The sequence below is a fragment of the Arthrobacter sp. P1_D12 genome, from assembly GCF_056406175.1.
Genome location: NZ_JBFUAR010000001.1, coordinates 327521 through 346169, shown reverse-complemented (window position 1 = coordinate 346169; position 18649 = coordinate 327521). Strand labels below are relative to the sequence as shown.

The 18649-nt window shown below is 67.4% G+C and carries 17 protein-coding genes; 9 read left to right on the top strand and 8 right to left on the bottom strand.

What is annotated here, in order from left to right:
* Positions 1-11: 11 nt before the first annotated feature.
* The 3 genes from AC1DZV_RS01600 to tkt form a co-directional block, all read right to left on the bottom strand.
* A complete protein-coding gene (locus AC1DZV_RS01600) occupies positions 12-1646 on the bottom strand; it encodes a glucose-6-phosphate isomerase (RefSeq protein ID WP_476952771.1) in 1635 nt (544 codons plus the stop codon).
* A 6-nt stretch (positions 1647-1652) separates the two neighbouring features.
* Entirely contained in the window at positions 1653-2768 is a 1116-nt protein-coding gene (gene tal, locus AC1DZV_RS01595; protein ID WP_476949642.1) for a transaldolase, read from the bottom strand.
* Between the two features lie 63 nt (positions 2769-2831).
* On the bottom strand, positions 2832-4949 hold the full coding sequence (gene tkt / locus AC1DZV_RS01590) for a transketolase (RefSeq protein ID WP_476952770.1): 2118 nt from the start codon (positions 4947-4949) through the stop codon (positions 2832-2834).
* Positions 4950-5446: 497 nt separating this feature from the next.
* On the opposite strand from tkt, the gene AC1DZV_RS01585 reads away from it, so the two are divergent.
* Both AC1DZV_RS01585 and AC1DZV_RS01580 read left to right on the top strand, forming a co-directional pair.
* A complete protein-coding gene (locus AC1DZV_RS01585; protein ID WP_476949640.1) occupies positions 5447-6409 on the top strand; it encodes a heme o synthase in 963 nt (320 codons plus the stop codon).
* 131 nt (positions 6410-6540) lie between these two features.
* Positions 6541-7488 (top strand): threonine/serine dehydratase, encoded by a 948-nt coding sequence (locus AC1DZV_RS01580; protein WP_476952769.1) that lies wholly within the window; start codon positions 6541-6543, stop codon positions 7486-7488.
* Between the two features lie 22 nt (positions 7489-7510).
* Here the strand turns inward: AC1DZV_RS01580 and AC1DZV_RS01575 are convergent, their stop codons facing one another.
* From AC1DZV_RS01575 to AC1DZV_RS01555, 5 genes are all read right to left on the bottom strand, one after another.
* Positions 7511-8671: an acyltransferase family protein gene (locus AC1DZV_RS01575; RefSeq protein ID WP_476952768.1), complete on the bottom strand. Its 1161-nt coding sequence runs from the start codon at positions 8669-8671 to the stop codon at positions 7511-7513.
* A 295-nt stretch (positions 8672-8966) separates the two neighbouring features.
* Positions 8967-9470 carry a hypothetical protein gene (locus AC1DZV_RS01570; RefSeq protein WP_476952767.1) on the bottom strand — a complete coding sequence of 168 codons (504 nt, stop codon included), beginning with the start codon at positions 9468-9470 and terminating at the stop codon, positions 8967-8969.
* A gap of 295 nt (positions 9471-9765) precedes the next feature.
* Positions 9766-10710 carry a COX15/CtaA family protein gene (locus tag AC1DZV_RS01565; protein ID WP_028275509.1) on the bottom strand — a complete coding sequence of 315 codons (945 nt, stop codon included), beginning with the start codon at positions 10708-10710 and terminating at the stop codon, positions 9766-9768.
* A gap of 7 nt (positions 10711-10717) precedes the next feature.
* Complete coding sequence (locus AC1DZV_RS01560; RefSeq protein WP_476952766.1) at positions 10718-11530, bottom strand: ABC transporter permease; 813 nt, start codon at positions 11528-11530, stop codon at positions 10718-10720.
* Positions 11527-12495: an ABC transporter ATP-binding protein gene (locus tag AC1DZV_RS01555; RefSeq protein WP_028275511.1), complete on the bottom strand. Its 969-nt coding sequence runs from the start codon at positions 12493-12495 to the stop codon at positions 11527-11529. The genes AC1DZV_RS01560 and AC1DZV_RS01555 overlap by 4 nt, the downstream gene beginning before the upstream one ends.
* A gap of 114 nt (positions 12496-12609) precedes the next feature.
* Here AC1DZV_RS01555 and AC1DZV_RS01550 point away from each other — a divergent pair, with 114 nt between their 5' ends.
* The 7 genes from AC1DZV_RS01550 (at position 12610) to AC1DZV_RS01520 (ending at position 18596) form a co-directional block, all read left to right on the top strand.
* The gene (locus tag AC1DZV_RS01550; RefSeq protein WP_476952765.1) at positions 12610-13515 is read left to right on the top strand and encodes a helix-turn-helix transcriptional regulator; all 906 of its coding nucleotides are present in this window, start codon (positions 12610-12612) and stop codon (positions 13513-13515) included.
* Positions 13515-14978 carry a Fe-S cluster assembly protein SufB gene (gene sufB / locus AC1DZV_RS01545; RefSeq protein ID WP_476952764.1) on the top strand — a complete coding sequence of 488 codons (1464 nt, stop codon included), beginning with the start codon at positions 13515-13517 and terminating at the stop codon, positions 14976-14978. The genes AC1DZV_RS01550 and sufB overlap by 1 nt, the downstream gene beginning before the upstream one ends.
* Positions 14978-16264, top strand: a complete 1287-nt coding sequence (sufD, locus tag AC1DZV_RS01540; RefSeq protein ID WP_476952763.1) for a Fe-S cluster assembly protein SufD — start codon at positions 14978-14980, stop codon at positions 16262-16264. The genes sufB and sufD overlap by 1 nt, the downstream gene beginning before the upstream one ends.
* Before the next feature lie 31 nt (positions 16265-16295).
* On the top strand, positions 16296-16655 hold the full coding sequence (locus AC1DZV_RS01535; protein WP_223917407.1) for a non-heme iron oxygenase ferredoxin subunit: 360 nt from the start codon (positions 16296-16298) through the stop codon (positions 16653-16655).
* Between the two features lie 88 nt (positions 16656-16743).
* On the top strand, positions 16744-17541 hold the full coding sequence (sufC, locus tag AC1DZV_RS01530) for a Fe-S cluster assembly ATPase SufC (RefSeq protein WP_026537381.1): 798 nt from the start codon (positions 16744-16746) through the stop codon (positions 17539-17541).
* 13 nt (positions 17542-17554) lie between these two features.
* Positions 17555-17938 carry a metal-sulfur cluster assembly factor gene (locus tag AC1DZV_RS01525; RefSeq protein ID WP_476952762.1) on the top strand — a complete coding sequence of 128 codons (384 nt, stop codon included), beginning with the start codon at positions 17555-17557 and terminating at the stop codon, positions 17936-17938.
* Positions 17939-17999: 61 nt separating this feature from the next.
* On the top strand, positions 18000-18596 hold the full coding sequence (locus tag AC1DZV_RS01520; RefSeq protein ID WP_476949633.1) for a hypothetical protein: 597 nt from the start codon (positions 18000-18002) through the stop codon (positions 18594-18596).
* The last annotated feature ends 53 nt before the right edge of the window (positions 18597-18649 follow it).

The following is an 18649-nucleotide window of genomic DNA, read 5'->3' as shown; positions in this document are numbered from 1 at the left end:
GCGTGGGTGCCTTAGCTTTCAGTGGAGGATGCTGCCTGGCCGGCAAGGGACGTGACGAGCTCCTGGAGCTGCTTCACACCCGCGGCGCGGTCGGCCAGGTGCAGCCGGAGGACCGGACGGCCGTGCTCGGACAGGACCTGGGCATCGCCCGCGGCCTGCGCCGAGATCAGCTCGCCGAACGTGAACGGCCGGTCCGGGATGGCCAGGTCAGCCGCGGATGCGGCCGTGACCTGCAGGAAGACGCCAATCGCGGGTCCGCCCTTGTGGAACTGGCCGGTGGAGTGCAGGAACCGCGGGCCCCAGCCAAAGGTGACCGGGCGTCCGCTGACCGCGGCCAGTTCGTCCCGGACGCCTTCGAAGCTGGCATAAGCCAGCCGGTCGAAATAGGCCTGGACGCTGAGGTAGTTGTCCGGGCCGAGTTCGCCGAGCAGGGCGCTGACAGCCTCAGCCGCGGTGCCGGCGGCGCCGAGCCATTCCCCGCCGCGGACCTCGATCGCGCCGTCGGTGAAATTCGCCGGCGTCGGTGCGGGCTGTGCGTCCAGCAGGCCGCGGGCGGCGATCTTCGCTGCCTCGACGTCCGGCTGGTCGAACGGGTTGATGCCGAGCAGGCGGCCGGCAACGGCGGTGGCGAATTCCCACACCATCATCTGTGTGGCCAGGCCGCCGGCGATGGCGACCTCGTTCTCGCCGAGCTGCACGTCGGCATCCGCCGCGACGAGCCTGATGACCAGGACATCGGGGGCGCCCAGGGTGGCTTCCGGGGAGGCAGGACCGGCGACGACCGGCAGCACGCCGGTGCCGAGCTTGCCCGTGGATTCGGCGATGAGCTGCTCGGCCCAGTCGGCGAAGCCCACGATCCCGGATCCGTCCTCCGCGATGACGATCTTGTTGCGCAGCGGGCTGGTGCCGCCCAGGGCGGTGCCAAGGGCCAGGCCGATGTTGTCCTCCGAGTCCTCATTGAGGATCTCGGCGGCTTCTTCGGCCTCATCAAGGAAAGCCTGGATGTCGACGCCGGCCAGCCCGCACGGGACCAGCCCGAAGGCGGTCAGGGCCGAGAAACGGCCGCCGACGTTCGGATCTGCATTGAAGACGGCGCGGTAGCCTGCCTCCCGGGAGGCCTTGTCCAGCGGCGACCCCGGGTCGGTGACGATGATGATGCGGCTCTTCGCATCGATCCCGGCATCGGTGAACGCCTGCTCGAAGATCCGGCGCTGGGAATCGGTTTCCACAGTGGAGCCGGACTTGGACGAAACCACGATCGCGGTTTCGTCCAGCCGGTCCGCCACCGCGGCACTGACCTGTTCGGGGTCGGTGCTGTCCAGAACAGTCAGCTCGACGCCAGCGGTGCCCGCGATGACTTCAGGCGCCAGCGATGAACCGCCCATGCCGCAGAGGACGATCCGCGTTACGCCCTCGGCCTTCAGCGCGTCGCGGAGTTCGAGAATGTCGCCGACCAGCGGCTGGGAGACGGAAGCCGCCTCGACCCAGCCCAGCCGGACAGCGGATTCCTGCTCTGCTTCCGGACCCCACAGGGTGTGGTCCTTCGCGAAGATCCGGGTGGCAATGCGGTCTTCCAGCAGTGCCGGGAGGTGCTGGTCATGTGCCTGGCGGGCTGCGCCGGTGGCGTCGTAGCTGAGTGTGCTCATGGTGGGTTAGGAAGCCTTCCGTGCAGAGGCCAGGGCGCCTTCGACGTCGCCCAGCAGTTCCTTCCAGCTGGCCACGAATTTGTCCAGGCCTTCGGATTCGAGCAGGGCGACGACGTCGTTGTAGGAAATCCCCAGCGCGTCGAGGGAGTTCAGCGTGGCGTTGGCGTCGTCGTAGCCGCGGGTGACGGTGTCGCCCGTGACGGTGCCGTGGTCGAACGTCGCGTCGAGGGTCTTCTCCGGCATCGTGTTGACGACGCCGGGGGCGACGAGTTCGGTGACGTAGAGGGTGTCCGGGTAGGCCGGGTCCTTCACGCCGGTGGAGGCCCAGAGCGGGCGCTGCGGCAGGGCGCCGGCCTCGGCCAGCAGGGCCCAGCGTTCGGTGGAGAAGAGCTCCTCGTAGACCTGGTAGGCCAGGCGCGCGTTGGCCAGGCCGGCCTTGCCCTTGAGTGCTTTGGCTTCCTCGGTGCCGATGGCGTTGAGGCGTTTGTCGATTTCGGCATCGACGCGGGAGACGAAGAAGGACGCGACCGAGTGGATCGTGGACAGGTCGTGGCCGTTGTCCTTGGCCTGCTCGAGCCCGGACTGGAAAGCGTTGATCACGGCGCGGTAGCGTTCCAGCGAGAAAATCAGGGTCACGTTGACGCTGATGCCCTCGGCCAGGGTGGCGGTGATGGCCTCGAGGCCTTCGAGGGTGGCCGGGATCTTGATCAGGACGTTGTCCTTGTTGACCTTCTTGTACAGGTGCTTCGCTTCGGCGATGGTGCCGGCGGTGTCCCAGGCCAGGCGGGGGTCGACCTCGATGGAGACGCGGCCGTCGACGCCCCTGGTGGCCGCGGCGACCGGGGCGAACAGGTCGCAGGCGTCGGCGACGTCGGTGGTGGTGATTTCGAAGACGGTCTCTTCGACGGTGGCGCCGGCGGCGGCCTGGGCGGCGATCACGGCGTCGTAGTCGTGGCCGGCGGTGATGGCGGCGTGGAAGATCGACGGGTTGGTGGTGACGCCAACGACGTTCTTCTCTTCGATGAGCTTGCGCAGGGTGCCGGTCTGCAGGCGGCCGCGGGAGAGGTCGTCGAGCCAGATCGAGACGCCGGCGTCGGAGAGCTGCTGGGTGGGGGTAGTCATTTCATAACTCCTGGAAATCATGGGTTCCGGGGGCACAGCGTCCCCCGGAACCGTGGTGGTGGATCAGTTGGTGAGGCCGGCGAGGGATTCCTTCGCGGCGGCGGCGACTGCTTCTGCCGTGATGCCGAATTCCTGGAAGAGGCGCTTGTAGTCCGCGGACGCGCCGAAGTGCTCCAGGGAGATGGAACGGCCGGCGTCGCCGACGAATTCCTTCCAGCCCAGGGCCAGTCCGGCTTCGACCGAGACGCGTGCCTTCACGGCCGGGGGCAGCACGGCGTCGCGGTAGGCGGCGTCCTGCTTGTTGAACCATTCCACGCAGGGCATGGACACCACACGGGTGGGGATGCCTTCTGCCTGCAGCGCTTCGCGGGCGTTGACGGCGAGCTGGACCTCGGAGCCGGTGCCGATCAGGATGACCTGCGCTTCGGCGGTGGAGCCGTCCTTCGACGCCTCGGCAAGGACGTAGCCGCCCTTCTCGACGCCGGCGGTGGAGCCGAAGGTGTCGCCGTCGGCGACGCCGGTGCCGCGGGCGTAGGTGGGGATGTTCTGCCGGGTCAGGACGATGCCGGCGGGGTTTTCATGGTTTTCCAGCATGGCCTTCCAGGCCGCGGCGACCTCGTTCGCATCTCCCGGGCGAACGACGTCCAGGCCCGGGATGGCGCGGAGGGAGGCGAGCTGCTCAACGGGCTGGTGCGTGGGGCCGTCCTCGCCCAGGCCGATCGAGTCGTGCGTCCAGACATACAGCGACGGGACTCCCATGAGCGCGCCGAGCCGGATCGCGGGGCGCTGGTAGTCGGAGAAGATCAGGAACGTTCCGGAGAAAGCCCGGGTGCGCCCGTGCAGGGAAATGCCGTTCACGATCGACGCCGCGGCGTGCTCGCGGATGCCGAAGTGCAGGACCCGGCCGTAGGGGTTGCCCTTCCACGCCGCGGTGGACCGGGACGTGGGGATGAATGAGGGCGAGCCCTCGATCGTGGTGTTGTTCGACTCCGCGAGGTCGGCGGAGCCGCCCCAGAGTTCGGGCATGACCGGGCCGATCGCGTTCAGGACCTTCCCGGAGGCGGCCCGGGTGGAGACGTCCTTGCCGGCTTCGAAGACCGGCAGGGCGGCTTCGAAGTCGCCCGGGAGCTTCTTCGCTTCGACGCGTTCCAGCAGTGCAGCGGACTCGGGGTTGCCGGCCTGCCACGCCTCGAACGAGGCCTGCCAGTCGGCGCGGGCGGCCGCGCCGCGGCCCTGGACGGCACGGGCGTGGGCCAGAACGTCCTCGTCGACCTGGAAGGCGCGTTCCGGGTCAAAGCCCAGGACCTTCTTCAGGGCTGCGACTTCCTCAGCGCCGAGGGCGGAACCGTGGATCTTGCCGGTGTTCTGCTTCTTCGGCGCCGGGTACCCGATGATGGTCCGCAGGGAGATGATGGAGGGCTTGCCGGTTTCGGCCTTCGCGGCGAGCAGTGCGGCGTGCAGTTCCTGGATGTCTTCGACGTATTCGCCGGTCCGGGTCCAGTCGACCCGCTGGGTGTGCCAGCCGTAGGCCTCGTAGCGGGCCAGGACGTCCTCGGTGAACGCCACATCGGTGTCGTCCTCGATCGAGATGTGGTTCTCGTCGTAGATCACCACGAGGTTGCCCAGTTCCTGGTGACCGGCGAGCGAGGACGCCTCGGAGGTGACGCCTTCCTGCAGGTCGCCGTCGGAGGCGATCACCCAGACGGTGTGGTCGAACGGGCTCGTGCCGGCGGGAGCGTCGGCGTCGAACAGGCCGCGCATCCGGCGCTGGGAATAGGCGAAGCCGACCGCGGACGCCAGGCCCTGGCCCAACGGGCCGGTGGTGATTTCCACGCCCTTGGTGTGCTTGTACTCCGGGTGGCCCGGGGTCAGCGAGCCCCAGGTCCGCAGCGCCTCCAGGTCCTTCAGTTCCAGGCCATAGCCGGAGAGGAACAGCTGGATGTACAGGGTCAGGGACGTGTGCCCGGGGGACAGGACGAACCGGTCGCGGCCCAGCCAGTCCGGATTCGCCGGGTCGTGGCGCATCAGCTTCTGGAACAACAAATACGCGGCCGGAGCCAGGCTCATCGCCGTCCCCGGGTGGCCGTTTCCGACCTTCTCCACCGCATCCGCGGCCAGCACCCGGACGGTGTCAACCGCGCGCTGGTCCAAGTCAGTCCATGACAGTTCTTGCTCTTCCAAATGTGGCACGAAAACCGGGCCCCTCTCTGTGCTGACGGCCGGCGGTACGCTCTTTTCCCGCCCGGGCACAGTTCGGTGCCCGCTGCGGTTCGTACCAGCCGTTCACCATCGAAACGTTGATCTATCATTCAGACGCAGATGCAGAGCCGCGTGTTCCGGCAAGTGCCTAAATGCGTGCCCGTGTGCGCTGATCTAATGACAGCCTAGTCCCATTCCACTTTGTGGTCAGCGTATATCTCACCAATTGGACCTGATTTCGCTTATATGAATCACCGTCCGCCGCGGGGCCGGTGAACCGGCGTTAACGCGCCGGAATCATGGCGCGGCATTCGGCGGCCGTCCGGCCCGGAGCTCCACGGTATGATGGGTGGTGGCCTTCGACTGGGGCAAGGACACGGGTGTGCGCCGAGCGCGGAGCCCGGTCTGCAGCACAGTGCGTTGCGAAATCCACCCGGGGCTGCCCAGCCAGACAGAACTGCACAGCCAGACAGAACAGAGTGACTGCCACCGTGAGCACAACTAATACGCCGCTGAACGCCTCCCCGGCCTCGGGAAGAATGGGCTTCGGCCGCAAAGCCAAGGCCTACCTGGCGCTCACGAAACCCCGCGTGATCGAGCTGCTGCTCGTCAGCACGCTGCCCACCATGATCTATGCCGAACGCGGCTTCCCGTCGATCGGCCTCATCCTGGCGACGCTGGTGGGCGGCGCGTTCGCAGCAGGTTCCGCCGGCGCCTTCAACTGTTACATCGACCGCGACATCGACAAGCTCATGCACCGCACGGAGAACCGGCCCTTGGTCACCGGTGAGGTCACACCCCGCGAAGCCCTCACCTTCTCCTGGCTGCTGGGCGCGGCGGCGATCGCCATCCTCTGGTTCGGGGCCAACCCGCTCGCCGCGTGGCTCGGGCTCGGCGCCATCGTCTTCTACGTGGTCATCTACACCATGATCCTGAAGCGGCGCACGGCCCAGAACATTGTCTGGGGCGGCGCCGCCGGGTGTTTCCCGGTCCTGATTGCCTGGGCCGCCGTCACCAACACCGTCGAGTGGCCCGCCGTCGTGCTGTTCATGGTGATTTTCCTCTGGACCCCGCCGCACTACTGGCCGCTGTCGATGCGCTACGGCGAGGACTACCGCAACGCCAACGTGCCGATGCTGGGTGCCATCGCCGGTGCGAAGGTGGTGTCGGTGCAGGTGGTCCTCTACGCCTGGGCCATGGTGGCGTGTTCGCTGCTGATGATCCCGGCCGGCGGTGCCGGCTGGGTCTACACGGTGACCGCCGTCGGCGCCGGCGCCTGGTTCCTGTACGAGTCGCACGCCCTGTACAACCGGGCCCAGGCCGGCGACGTTTCCAACAAGGGAGCCATGAAGGTCTTCCACGGCTCCATCAGCTACCTGACCCTGCTCTTCATAGCCCTGGCCGTCGACCCGTTCGTCGGCTCGGCCGTCATGGGCGGCTGATCCCCCCGTTCATCTGCCTGACGCTCCCTCACCACTGGTGGGGGAGCGTCAGCTGTATCAGGGGGACGGTCCTTTTCGGTCCCGGGGTATCCTTACGAACCGGCCAGGCGACACAACCCCAGGGGGAGCCCGTGATCAACCGCAGCGACGTACTTCAGGCGCAGAACCGCATCAGTGGCCACGTGCGGCGCACACCGTTGCTCCGCGGGGGTACCGCTGCCGCCCCGCTCTGGTTCAAATGTGAGTTCCTGCAGCACACGGGCGTCTTCAAGGCACGCGGCGCCTTCAACCGCCAGCTCGCCGCCCGGGAGCGCGGGGAGCTGGACCCGGCCATCGGCGTGGTGGCGGCGTCGGGCGGCAACGCGGGTTTGGCGAACGCGTACGCCGCCGCGGTCCTCGGTGTGCCGGCGACGGTGTTCGTCCCGGAGAACGCCCCGCGGGTAAAGGTCGAGCGTCTCCTCGCGTACAACGCCACGGTCCGGCAGGTCGGCGCCGAGTACGCGGAGGCGTTCGCGGCCGCAATGCACTACGTGGAAGATACCGGCGCCCTGTTCTGCCATGCGTACGACCAGCTGGAAATCGCGGCAGGCGCGGGCACCCTGGCCGAGGAAATCCTTGAGGACGAGCCCGGCATCGACACGATCGTCGTCGCCGTCGGCGGTGGCGGACTCTATGCGGGCGTGGCGGCAGCTGCCGAGGCCCGGGCCCGCGTCGTCGCGGTCGAGCCCTTCACCATCCCCACGCTGCACGCGGCCCTCGACGCCGGCCGCCCGGTCGATGTGGCCGTTTCGGGCGTCGCCGCGGATTCCCTCGGGGCCAGACGTGTGGGTGGGATCGCCTTCAGCATCGCCTCACGCGTCCCGCCGGCCTCTGTGCTGGTGGACGACGCCGCCATCGTCGCCGCACGGTCACAGTTGTGGAGCGATTACCGGATCCCCGCCGAATACGGGGCTGCGGCTGCGTTGGCGGCGCTCACGTCAGGGGCTTACACACCCGCCGAAGGGGAACGTGTCGCAGTGATCGTCTGCGGGGCGAACACCGATGCCTGCACGCTGGAGAACGACGCGGGCAGCGACTGAATAGCCGACTGAAGGGTGCCGACTAACCGTGCCGGGAAGCGGCGCTGCCGGCCGGCTGCCGGTCCGGATGGTAGCGGGCCGAATAGTGCTGGTCGAAGCGGGTCCGCGCGATCCGCCCGAGCCGTTCGACGGTGTGCCAGCTGATGACCGCAATGAGCAGGGTCACCACGATGGCGGACACCGCGATGAGCGGTGGCAGATCGGCCGTGGAGCCGCCGTTGAGCCAGAGAATGACGGCGTAGTTCCAGAGGTACGCGGCGTACGAGACGGTGCCCAGCAGCTGCACCGGGGCCGTCCACTTCGGCATCACTGCGGTTCGGGAGGCGGCCAGTGCGACCAGGACAGCCGCGGCGGCCATGGCCAGCGGGCCGCCAATGAACATGAAGGCCGGCGTTTCGTTGGCCTTCGGGAAGTAGATCAGCGCGGTTAGGACGGCGACGGAACCGAGCAGGGCCGCACGCCGGAGCCAACGGCCGGTGAACCAGTTGAACACATGGACCCTGTACAACCGCAGGGCCGAACCGATGATTAGGCCCAGCCCCCACGTGGTCGGCAGCGCGTAGACCAGCGAGTGAAGTTGCGGGGCCAGGGACACCATTGCCAGCACACTGGCCGACATGAGGAACAGCGCGACGGCGGCGGACCAGCCAATCAGCCGTCCCTGGCGGTTGCGCCGCAGGGCGAGCACCAGCAGCGCGGGCCAGATCAGGTAGAACTGTTCTTCCACCGCCAGCGTCCAGAGCGGTCCGATCGCCATGCTGACGTCGAACGGCAGGGGGAGGTCTTTGAGGTAGCCAAGACCGGCGAGGACCGTGTAGCCCACGATTCCCTTGGACCGGTCACCGAGGACGTCGGTGGCCAATTCGACGATCGCGTATACGCCCAGGAGAGAGACCAGCGCCGGCACCAGCCGGAAGGCCCTGTGCGCGTAGAAGCGTCCGTAACGAATTTTTCGGTGCCGTTCGATATCGCCGACCAGCACGTTGGTGATCAGGTAACCGCTCAACACGAAGAAGGCAATGACACCCACGATGCCGGCGCCCTGGAATATGCCGGGCCAGGAATGTCCGAGCAGGACCGCGCCCACGGCGGCACCGCGAAGAACGTCCAGGCCGTCCAGCCGCGGGCGCTTTGCAGTATGTTGGACCGTCTGTGCGGGCCTTTCGCGGACTAGTAACGCCACATATCCTCCGGTGCCTCAGTCTGGCCGGTTCCGATTCCAGCTGCATCAAGGCAAAACCGCGCCGTCCGTCTATCCATGGATGCGATTGCGGCGCCAGTTCTGCGCCCTATCCAAGTATTCCCGCCCTGGCTGGACGAAACCTGACGCCAGCTCTGTGGCTGCCCGGCTCTGCGGTTGCCCAGCTAAAGGGCGGGCCCGAAAAGGGGCCACAGCATCCAGTATTCCGAAATCTTTCCCGTTTGGACAAGTGACTGGCCAGTAACCGGGCGTCGAGGGGGGACGCCTTAAGGCTTCTTTAGAGATTGTGGGCCACCAGCTCCAGCCCAATTACCAGCAGGCTCAACACGACTTCGGCGAACATGATGGCAGCCTTGTGCCGGAGCGGGATCTCGAGGCGGCGGATCGCGAGGAACCCGACGATGCCGAGCGAGACAACCAGAACAGCGACTGCCCACCCGAGGGCAACGGCCGTCGACCACAGACCAAGGCCGGCTGCCGTGAGGAGGAGCAGCGGGGTGACCAGGACGCCGAGGCCGCCCGCGCTGACCGTGATCATGTGGTGCAGTTCCTCACCGGTGGGAAGCTTCGAATGAACAGTCAGGTGGCTCAGGAGGTCGGCGACGAAAATCCCCAGCAGCGAGCCGATCACCACGATGCTGAGCGTCGCCGCCGCTGCCAGCGGCGTGGTCTCGTCCGCGTGGCTCCGAAGCGCCAACACCACGGCCAGGCTCGTGAAGATGATGTAGACGCGTTCTTTGAGGCTCGCCGCGCGTTGGCGGGCTGAGGGTGAAGGAGGCACGGTCGGTTCTGTCGCTTGCATCAGAGAAGGCCTTCCGGTCAGCGTCACGGGAACGAACGAGGAAAGCCCACGGCCGCGACGATCCATGTCCATGCCATCCCATAGTCCACCCGGAAATCCCGTCAAGGCCAGCCCCCGGGAGGTGAAAGCGGTACTGGTCATTGTTGCCGCAGCGCCCGTACGAGTGCCCAGACAGCGACAGACAGCAAACGCGGGGCCACTTACGGCCCGTCCTGGCGTGCCGGAAGGGCGGTAAGCGACCCCGCGATGCTTTTGTTCAGGGTGCTTCGGCTGGTTAGTCCACCGGGCTGTAGCGGGCGAGGTCTGCGGCGTTGGTCGCCGCGCTCATCAGAAGTGCCGCCGCCAGCATGTGAGCGCCGACGAGCAGCGCCGGGATGCCGTTGTAGTACTGCGTGAAGCCGATTGCGGCCTGCAGCACCGTGACGCCCAGGAGCATGAACACCGCGGAGCGGAACGGCCCCTGAATCCGGCCGCGGACCACCAGGACCAACGCGAACAGCGCGCCGGCGGTCACCAGGTAGGCGGGCACGGCGTGGATGTGCGCGAACAGGTCCCAGTCGAGGTCGTTGCGCGGGGCGTTCGCGTCCCCGGCATGCGGACCGGCGCCGGTCACCACCACACCGAGGCAGACCGCGACGGCGGAGAGGACCGCGACGGCGGTCATCACCGGGCGGGCAACGCCCGGCAGGGCGGGAAGCTGCACGGTCCGGGCCTTGCCCGTGCGGTCGTAGGCCCGGTTCACCAGAAGGGTCGCGAGGACCACGAGGGCCATGGACACGAGGAAGTGCAGGCCAACGACCCACGGGTTCAGCTGGGTCAGCACCGTGATGCCGCCGATGACGGCCTGGGCCGGGATGCTTGCGAGCAGGCCGAGGGCCAGCAGGAAGAGGTCGCGGCGCTCCTTGCGGAGGTTCCACAGATAGACCAGCATCATCACTGCGACGGCCGCCAGCGCAAACGTCAGGAGCCGGTTGCCGAATTCGATGATTCCGTGGATCCCCATTTCCGGGGTGGTCGCCAGGGATCCCTCCGTGCAGCGCGGCCACGTGGGGCAGCCAAGGCCCGAGGCCGTCAGGCGGACGGCGCCGCCGGTCACCACCAGGACGATCTGGCCAATGAGGGACAGCACGGCCAGCCGCCTGACCGTCTTATCGACGCGGACTGGCAGCCGGGAGGTGATTCCGGAGACAATCCGGGGAGTTCGTGACGCCGTGCTCACAGTATTCTCAATTCCACTTAAACCAACGGGTTGCTGCGCCGCCGGCGATCGCCGTCCAGAGCAGCAGGACAAGAACGGCGGCACCATTGACGCTGCCGTACAGGAAAGCATCCCTCAGCGCCTGGCCCAGCGCGCCGGAGGGGAGAAAATGCACCACGGCCTGGGCCAGCGCCGGGAGCCGTTCGGCCGGAATCACGATTCCGCCCAGCGCGCCGAGCAGGATCCAGAGCAGGTTGGTGATGGCCAGGGTCGCCTCCGGCCGGACCGTCCCGGCGACCAGCAGCCCGAGTGCCGTGAAGGCGGCGGCGCCGAGGACCAGGATGGCCAGCCCGGGCAGCCAGCCCGCGGGATTGGGCTGCCAGCCCAGCAGCAGGGCCACCGCGGTCACGATGAGCACCTGCAGGAACAGCACCGCCAGGACGGCCAGGATCTTCCCCGCAATCAGGCCGGTGCGGCCCAGGGGTGTCGTGGAAAGAAAGCGCAGGACGCCGTAGCGGCGGTCGAAGCCGGTGGAGATGCCCTGCCCGGTGAAGGCCGTGGACATGGCGCACAGGGCCAGGATGCCGGGGACGGCGACATTGATGCGGCTCGAACCGAGTCCGTCCAGCAGGGGAGTCACGGTCAGGCCGACCATGGCCAGCAGCGGCAGCACGATCGCGAGGATCAGCTGCTCGCCGTTCCTGAGCATGGTGACTGTCTCGTACTGCCCCTGCAGCAGGATGCGGCGCAGCAGGGAAGCGGGGGCGCTGCCATGCGCGGCAGGGGGCTCGCCGGCACGGCGTGCGCTCTCCAGCGGGGCGCCACCTGTTACGCGGGTCATCGGATCTCCCTTCCGGAGATGTCCAGGAAGACGTCCTCGAGGCTGCGCGCTTCAAGGCTCAGGGAGCTGGGCATGATCCCGCGCTGGGCCCACCACGCGGTGATCGCGGCGAGGTCGGCGGGGGTCAGGGCTCCGGTCACGGCGTAACTGCCCGCCCGCGCCTCGGTGACGTCGACGCCGTCGGGCAGCACGCCGGCGAAGTCCAGGCCGGGTTCGGTTTCGAACAACAAGGTGCGGATGTGCTGCGACGCGTCGCCGGCCGGGAGCTGGTGGCGCAGGAGCTGGGCGACGGTGCCCTCGGCGACGTTGCGGCCGGCGTCGATGATGTAGACGTAGTCCGCCAGCCGCTGGGCGTCGTCCATCAGGTGCGTCGTCAGGATGATGCCCATGCCGCTGTTCCGCAGTTCGGAGATGAGATCGAAGACCATTTGGCGGGACTGCGGGTCGAGGCCCGCGCTGGGCTCGTCGAGGAACAGGACCTCCGGATTGCCGACCAGCGCCGCGGCCAGGGCGAGGCGCTGTTTCTGCCCGCCGGACAGGCGCCGCACGTTGGTGCGGCTGAAGGAGTCGATGCCCAGGCGGCCGATGAGTTCATCCACCGGCCACGGGTCCTGGTACATGCCGGCGATGTGCCGCAGCAGGGGGATGGGCCGGGCCGACGGCGGCAGGCCGCCGTCCTGCAGCATCACGCCCACCCGGGCGCGGAGGCCCGCGCCGGCCGAATCCGGATCGTGGCCGAGTAGGCTGATGGCGCCGGCGGTGCGCTTTTGCAGCCCCTGGGCGCATTCGATGGTGGTGGTCTTGCCCGCGCCATTGGCGCCGAGCAGGGCCGTGACTTGGCCGCGTTCGGCGATGAGGGAAAGGCCGCTGACCACGCGCAGCATCTTGCCGTCGAGGGTGGGCAGTGGACCAACATCCTTGACAAGCCCGCTGATGGTCAGAACGGGGGATTCGGGAGATCGCACCACAGCATTCTACGCGATGTAGTACGTCGGCCCCTCGGAGGGGCGGTCCCGCAGGCAAGCCATGCCTTACTGGAATGCCGGACTAAATTACGACATGATTGTGTTGTGTATTCCATGAGCGCCCCTGTGTCCGGAGCTACGGTGTCCGGAGCCGCTGTGTCCGGAGCCGCTGCGTCCGCAGTCCCGTCCGGGCGCGGCGCCGCGCGCGTGAGGCCTGCCCGGGCACACGTGGCGGCCGTTCCGGACGCCGTTCCCGCGGCCGCCGGCACCCACACGCACGACGCCGAAGAGCGCACTCGCGACCGCGTCCTGAACGCGGTACTGGAACACGGACCCATCAGCGCAGCCGAACTCGGCGACCTCCTGGGCTTCACTCCGGCCGCCGTGCGCCGCCACCTGGACCACCTCGCGCGCACCGGAGTGATTGAGGTCAAGCGGGTTGCCCGCGCCGGTGCCGGCGCCGGACGGCCCGCCCGCCGCTACGTCCTGAGCTCCCAGGGCCAGTCGAACCTGGGCAACGACTACCTCGACATCGCCTCCGTGGCGCTGCGCCGGCTCGGCGAGGCGGCCGGACCCGAGGCCGTGCGGCAGTTCGCCGTCGAGCGGTTCGCCGACATGGAGCGCCGCTACGCACCGGAGATCGGGGAAGCCGGACCGGACATCACGGCCCGCGCCCAGGCTCTCTCCGCGGCGCTGAGCCGCGACGGGTTCGTGGCCTCGGCGCAGTCGATCGAAGCCAAGGCCCCGCTCCCGGCGGCGCTCTCCAGCGTCCAGCTCTGCCAGGGGCACTGCCCCATCCAGCACCTGGCTGCCCAGTTCCCCGTGTTCTGCGACGTGGAGACCGACGTGTTCTCCCGGCTGGTCGGCGTCGATGTGCGCCGGCTGTCCACCCTGGCGCGCGGCGGGCACGTCTGCACCACCCACATACCTACGGGCCGTCCGGCCGCCGTCGGGACTCCCGGTCCCGCTGCACCGGTCAACCCGGACGAAGTATCCAACCATCTCCAAGAAAGGCCGTGATGACGGACCAACTATCAGAGAAGACGGTTGCTGACTCTAGTGTGATTTCGGAGATTCTGGAAAAGAATCCCGAGCTCCACGGAATTGGCACCTATGAGTACGGCTGGGCCGACAAGAACGACGTCGGGGCCAACGCCCGCCGCGGCATCGACGAAGACGTTGTTCGCGATATTTCGGCCAAGAAGAACGAGCCGGAATGGATGCTCGACCTCCGGCTCAAGGGCCTGAAGTACTTCGACCGCAAGCCCATGCCCACCTGGGGCGCGGACCTGTCCGGCATCGACTTCGACAACATCAAGTACTTCGTGCGCTCCACCGAGAAGCAGGCCGCCACCTGGGAAGACCTGCCCGAGGACATCCGGAACACCTACGAGAAGCTGGGCATCCCGGAAGCCGAGCGCAGCCGCCTCGTCTCCGGCGTCGCCGCCCAGTACGAGTCTGAAGTGGTCTACCACCAGATCCGCGAGGACCTGGAAGCCCAGGGCGTCATCTTCCTGGACACCGACACCGCGCTGCGCGAACACCCGGAGATCTTCCAGGAGTACTTCGGCACCATCATCCCGGTGGGCGATAACAAGTTCGCGTCGCTGAACACGGCCGTCTGGTCCGGCGGTTCCTTCGTGTACGTGCCCAAGGGCGTCCACGTGGACATCCCGCTGCAGGCCTACTTCCGCATCAACACGGAAAACATGGGCCAGTTCGAGCGCACGCTGATCATCGCCGACGAGGACTCCTACGTCCACTACATCGAAGGCTGCACCGCGCCGATCTACACCTCGGACTCACTGCACTCCGCCGTCGTGGAAATCATCGTGAAGAAGGGCGCCCGCGTCCGCTACACGACCATCCAGAACTGGTCCACCAACGTGTACAACCTGGTCACCAAGCGCGCCATCTGCGAAGAGAACGCCACCATGGAGTGGATCGATGGCAACATCGGCTCCAAGGTCACCATGAAGTACCCGGCCGTCTACCTCGTGGGCGAAGGCGCCAAGGGCGAGACCCTGTCCATCGCGTTCGCCGGCGAAGGCCAGCACCAGGACACCGGCTCCAAGATGGTCCACATCGCGCCCAACACCAAGAGCTCGATCATCTCCAAGTCCGTGGCCCGCGGCGGCGGCCGTGCTGCCTACCGCGGCCTGGTCCAGGTCCGCGAAGGCGCCAAGCACTCGGCCAACACGGTCCGCTGCGACGCGCTCCTGGTGGACACCATCAGCCGGTCGGATACCTACCCGTACATCGACATCCGCGAGGACGACGTCACGATGGGCCACGAGGCCACGGTCTCGCGGGTCAGCGAGGAGCAGTTGTTCTACCTGATGTCCCGCGGCATGCGCGAAGACGAGGCCATGGCGATGATCGTCCGCGGCTTCATCGAGCCGATTGCCCGCGAACTGCCGATGGAATACGCCCTCGAGCTGAACCGACTGATTGAACTGCAGATGGAAGGATCGGTCGGTTAATGACTGACATCACTACTGAAAAGGCCCGCGTCGGCGCGCCCTCAGCCCAGCCGTTCATCAACGGCTTCACCGAGGAAGGCGAAAGCCTCTCACCGCTGAACGCCGCGGAGTCCAAGGCGCCGCTGGCCGGCGAGGCCGTCAAGCGCCACTCGCACGGCGGCGGCGTCGGCGTACCGGACAGCTCACGCGCCGGCCGCCTGACCTCCTACAAGCTGGCGGACTTCAAACCGCTGACCGGCATGGAGGAGGACTGGCGCTTCACCCCGCTTAAGCGCCTCCGCGGCCTGCACACCGAGGTCCTCACCGGTGCGGCGCCGGCCGTGCGCGTCACCGCTCCGGAGAGCGTCAGGGTCGAGACCGTCGGCCGTGACGACCGCCGGATCGGCTCCGCCGCCATCCCCGAGGACCGCGTCTCCGCGAACGCCTGGGAGAACTTCACCGAGGCCACCGTCATCACGGTCCCGTCCGAGGTCGAGGTGGACGGCGAGGTCAGCGTGCTGCTGACCGGCCAGGGCACCGAAGCTTCCGCGCAGCACGTCGTGATCGTCGCGGAAAAGTTCTCCAAGTCCGTCGTCGTCCTGGACCACCAGGGCACCGCTGTCGTCTCGGAAAACATCGAAATCCTCGTTGAGGAGGGCGCGCAGCTGACCGTCATCTCGCTCCAGGAATGGAACGACGACGCCGTCCACGCCTCCTCCCAGCAGGCGAAGCTCGGCCGCGACGCGAAGTTCAAGCACATCGTGGTCAGCCTCGGCGGCGACCTCGTGCGCGTCACACCCTCGGCACGCTTCACCGCCCCGGGCGGCGAAGTGGAACTGTTCGGCCTGTACTTCGCCGACGCCGGCCAGCACCTCGAGCAGCGCCTGTTCGTGGACCACGCCGTGGCCAACTGCAAGTCCAACGTCCTGTACAAGGGCGCCCTGCAGGGCCGCAACGCGCACACCGTGTGGGTCGGTGACGTTCTGATCCGCAAGGAAGCAGAAGGCACCGACACCTACGAGGCCAACCGCAACCTGGTCCTGACCGACGGTGCCCGCGCCGATTCCGTGCCGAACCTTGAGATTGAGACCGGCCTGATCGCCGGCGCCGGCCACGCCAGCGCCACCGGACGATTCGATGATCAGCACCTGTTCTACCTCATGGCCCGTGGTATCCCGGAAGAGGTGGCCCGCCGCCTGGTGGTCCGCGGGTTCCTGAACGAAATCATCCAGAAGATCCACGTTCCCGCCATCGAAGAGCGCCTCACGGAAGCCGTCGAGCGCGAACTCGCGGCGACCAACCACTAGTGCGCAGCACGAGAGAACACGGACGACATCAATGACTGAACAGCCAAAGGGCGAGCTAGTCTGCAACGCCAGCGAGATCCAACTCAAGCAGGCGCTGCGGATCCTGATCGACGACTACCCGGTAGCGATCGTGAAGGACTCGATGGGGGAGATCCACGCCATCGGCGACACCTGCTCGCACGCGGACATCTCCCTCTCCGAAGGAGAAGTCGAAGGCTGCAAGATCGAATGCTGGGGCCACGGCTCCCAGTTCGACCTGCGCAGCGGCGAGCCGCTCCAGCTGCCGGCCTATGATCCCGTTCCCGTGTTTGCCGTGACCGTCCTGGATGACGAGGTCTACGTGGACTTCACCAACGTCCTGAACGGCGCCGAGGCTCCAAACTTCAGCTAGCTGCCTGCAGCCGGCATCCCGCACAAGAAAACTTATCGCCAAGAAAACGCACAGTGCCGAGGGCACGGTGCAGAGGAGAACAAGACACATGTCGACTCTTGAGATCAAGGACCTGCACGTCAGCATTGACACCGAGCAGGGCACCAAGGAAATCCTGAAGGGCGTCAGCCTGACCATCAGGACCGGCGAGACGCACGCCATCATGGGCCCCAACGGCTCCGGCAAGTCCACGCTGGCGTCCACCATCGCCGGGCACCCGCGCTACAACGTCACCTCCGGCACGATCACCCTCGACGGTGAAGACGTCCTCGCCATGAGCGTCGACGAGCGCGCCCGCGCCGGCCTGTTCCTGGCCATGCAGTACCCCGTCGAGGTCCCGGGCGTGAGCATGACCAACTTCCTGCGCACCGCCAAGACCGCGATCGACGGCGAAGCCCCCAAGCTGCGCACGTGGACCAAGGACGTCAAGGCCGCCATGGCGCAGCTGCGCATCGACGCCGACTTCACCCAGCGCAACGTCAACGAAGGCTTTTCCGGCGGCGAGAAGAAGCGCGTCGAGATCCTCCAGCTCGAGCTCTTCAAGCCGAAGTTCGCCATCCTCGACGAGACCGACTCCGGCCTGGACGTCGACGCGCTCAAGGTTGTCTCCGAGGGCGTCAACCGCGCCCACGGCGAAGGCAACATGGGCACCCTGCTCATCACGCACTACACCCGGATCCTGCGCTACATCAAGCCGGACTTCGTGCACGTGTTCGTCGATGGCCAGGTTGTGGAAGAGGGCGGCCCGGAGCTCGCCGACCGCCTCGAAGACGAAGGCTACGACCGCTACGCCACCGGCGCAGGGGCGGCCACCATCGCTGCCGCCTCGGCTGCAGCCCAGGCGTAGTTAGGACTCCGCAATGACCGAACTCAATGTGGCCCGCACGGGCCTCGAGGATGTCGAAGAGGCGCTCAAGGATGTGATCGACCCGGAACTCGGGGTGAACATCGTTGATCTGGGCCTGCTGTACGGTCTGAAATACTCCGACGACGACGGCGCCCTGCTGATCGACATGACGCTCACCACCGCCGCATGCCCGCTCACCGACGTGATCGAGGAGCAGGTCGGCAAGGCCCTGGACGGGATCGTCGACGATTGGCGGCTCAACTGGGTGTGGATGCCGCCATGGGGTCCGGAACGGAGGCCCCACCTCATTGAGGCGGGGCCGCCGTCGTTATTTCTCTCCGTCATTTCCTTCCGGCATTCCCGCCGCCGTTCCCATATCGTCCCGGCGGTGGTCTGATAAAGACAACGGGTCCACGCGCTTCGGGCCGGGCACGCCGTCGAACAGGAGGCACACGCGAATGGATGCCACGTCACCGCCGCGGCCCTCCGATGCCGGCAAGGACTTCGTGGTTGTCGAGGACAGCGGCGACTTCTCCTACTACCGGTCCAGGGAAGCCCTGCTGGCCGACTTCGAATATGTCGGCGAAGCTCCGTGCATCATGGACCGCAGCGCCGCTACGTACCGCCTGGAGCTGGACGAGAACCGCCACCTGCGCATGGGACCGCCCCTGGGATCGGTGGAGTTCCACTGGCTGCGCCAGGCCCTCGCCGAGGCGCGTGACGTGCATCCCGAGTCCCACCGGCTGCAGCGGGTGGACCCCGCCGGGCTCGCCGGGCTCGTGGCCGGACTGTTCGAGACGCTGCAGCTGGAACGCGGAACCGATGCTGAGCTGGGGCTTTGGAGCCTGGACATTGACGGTCTGGCGACGCGGCGCAATGCGCTGGCCGACGTCGACCGCCTCCTGGCCGGAAACGACCGCCTGGACTCGGTCCTGGTGACCGACCCCTTCGGGCACCAGTACCGGCCCGTGTGGCACGCGAAGCACCGGCACCTGGGCCACGCCGGATTCCTCAGCTATGTCGAGGTCCCGGTCCGGCGCCGGCCGCGCGGGTGAGGCCTCGGGTGTAGGCCGGAGAGCTGGGACCAGAGGGCTGGGACCAGGGGGGT

What these genes read in the sequence shown, in the direction of transcription:
- AC1DZV_RS01600 (WP_476952771.1), bottom strand. Translation starts at nt 1,646, where the DNA reads ATGAGCACACTCAGCTACGACGCCACCGGCGCAGCCCGCCAGGCACAT.
- tal (WP_476949642.1), bottom strand. Translation starts at nt 2,768, where the DNA reads ATGACTACCCCCACCCAGCAGCTCTCCGACGCCGGCGTCTCGATCTGG.
- AC1DZV_RS01560 (WP_476952766.1), bottom strand. Translation starts at nt 11,530, where the DNA reads ATGACCCGCGTAACAGGTGGCGCCCCGCTGGAGAGCGCACGCCGTGCC.
- AC1DZV_RS01550 (WP_476952765.1), top strand. Translation starts at nt 12,610, where the DNA reads ATGAGCGCCCCTGTGTCCGGAGCTACGGTGTCCGGAGCCGCTGTGTCC.
- sufB (WP_476952764.1), top strand. Translation starts at nt 13,515, where the DNA reads ATGACGGACCAACTATCAGAGAAGACGGTTGCTGACTCTAGTGTGATT.
- sufD (WP_476952763.1), top strand. Translation starts at nt 14,978, where the DNA reads ATGACTGACATCACTACTGAAAAGGCCCGCGTCGGCGCGCCCTCAGCC.
- AC1DZV_RS01535 (WP_223917407.1), top strand. Translation starts at nt 16,296, where the DNA reads ATGACTGAACAGCCAAAGGGCGAGCTAGTCTGCAACGCCAGCGAGATC.
- sufC (WP_026537381.1), top strand. Translation starts at nt 16,744, where the DNA reads ATGTCGACTCTTGAGATCAAGGACCTGCACGTCAGCATTGACACCGAG.
- AC1DZV_RS01525 (WP_476952762.1), top strand. Translation starts at nt 17,555, where the DNA reads ATGACCGAACTCAATGTGGCCCGCACGGGCCTCGAGGATGTCGAAGAG.
- AC1DZV_RS01520 (WP_476949633.1), top strand. Translation starts at nt 18,000, where the DNA reads ATGGATGCCACGTCACCGCCGCGGCCCTCCGATGCCGGCAAGGACTTC.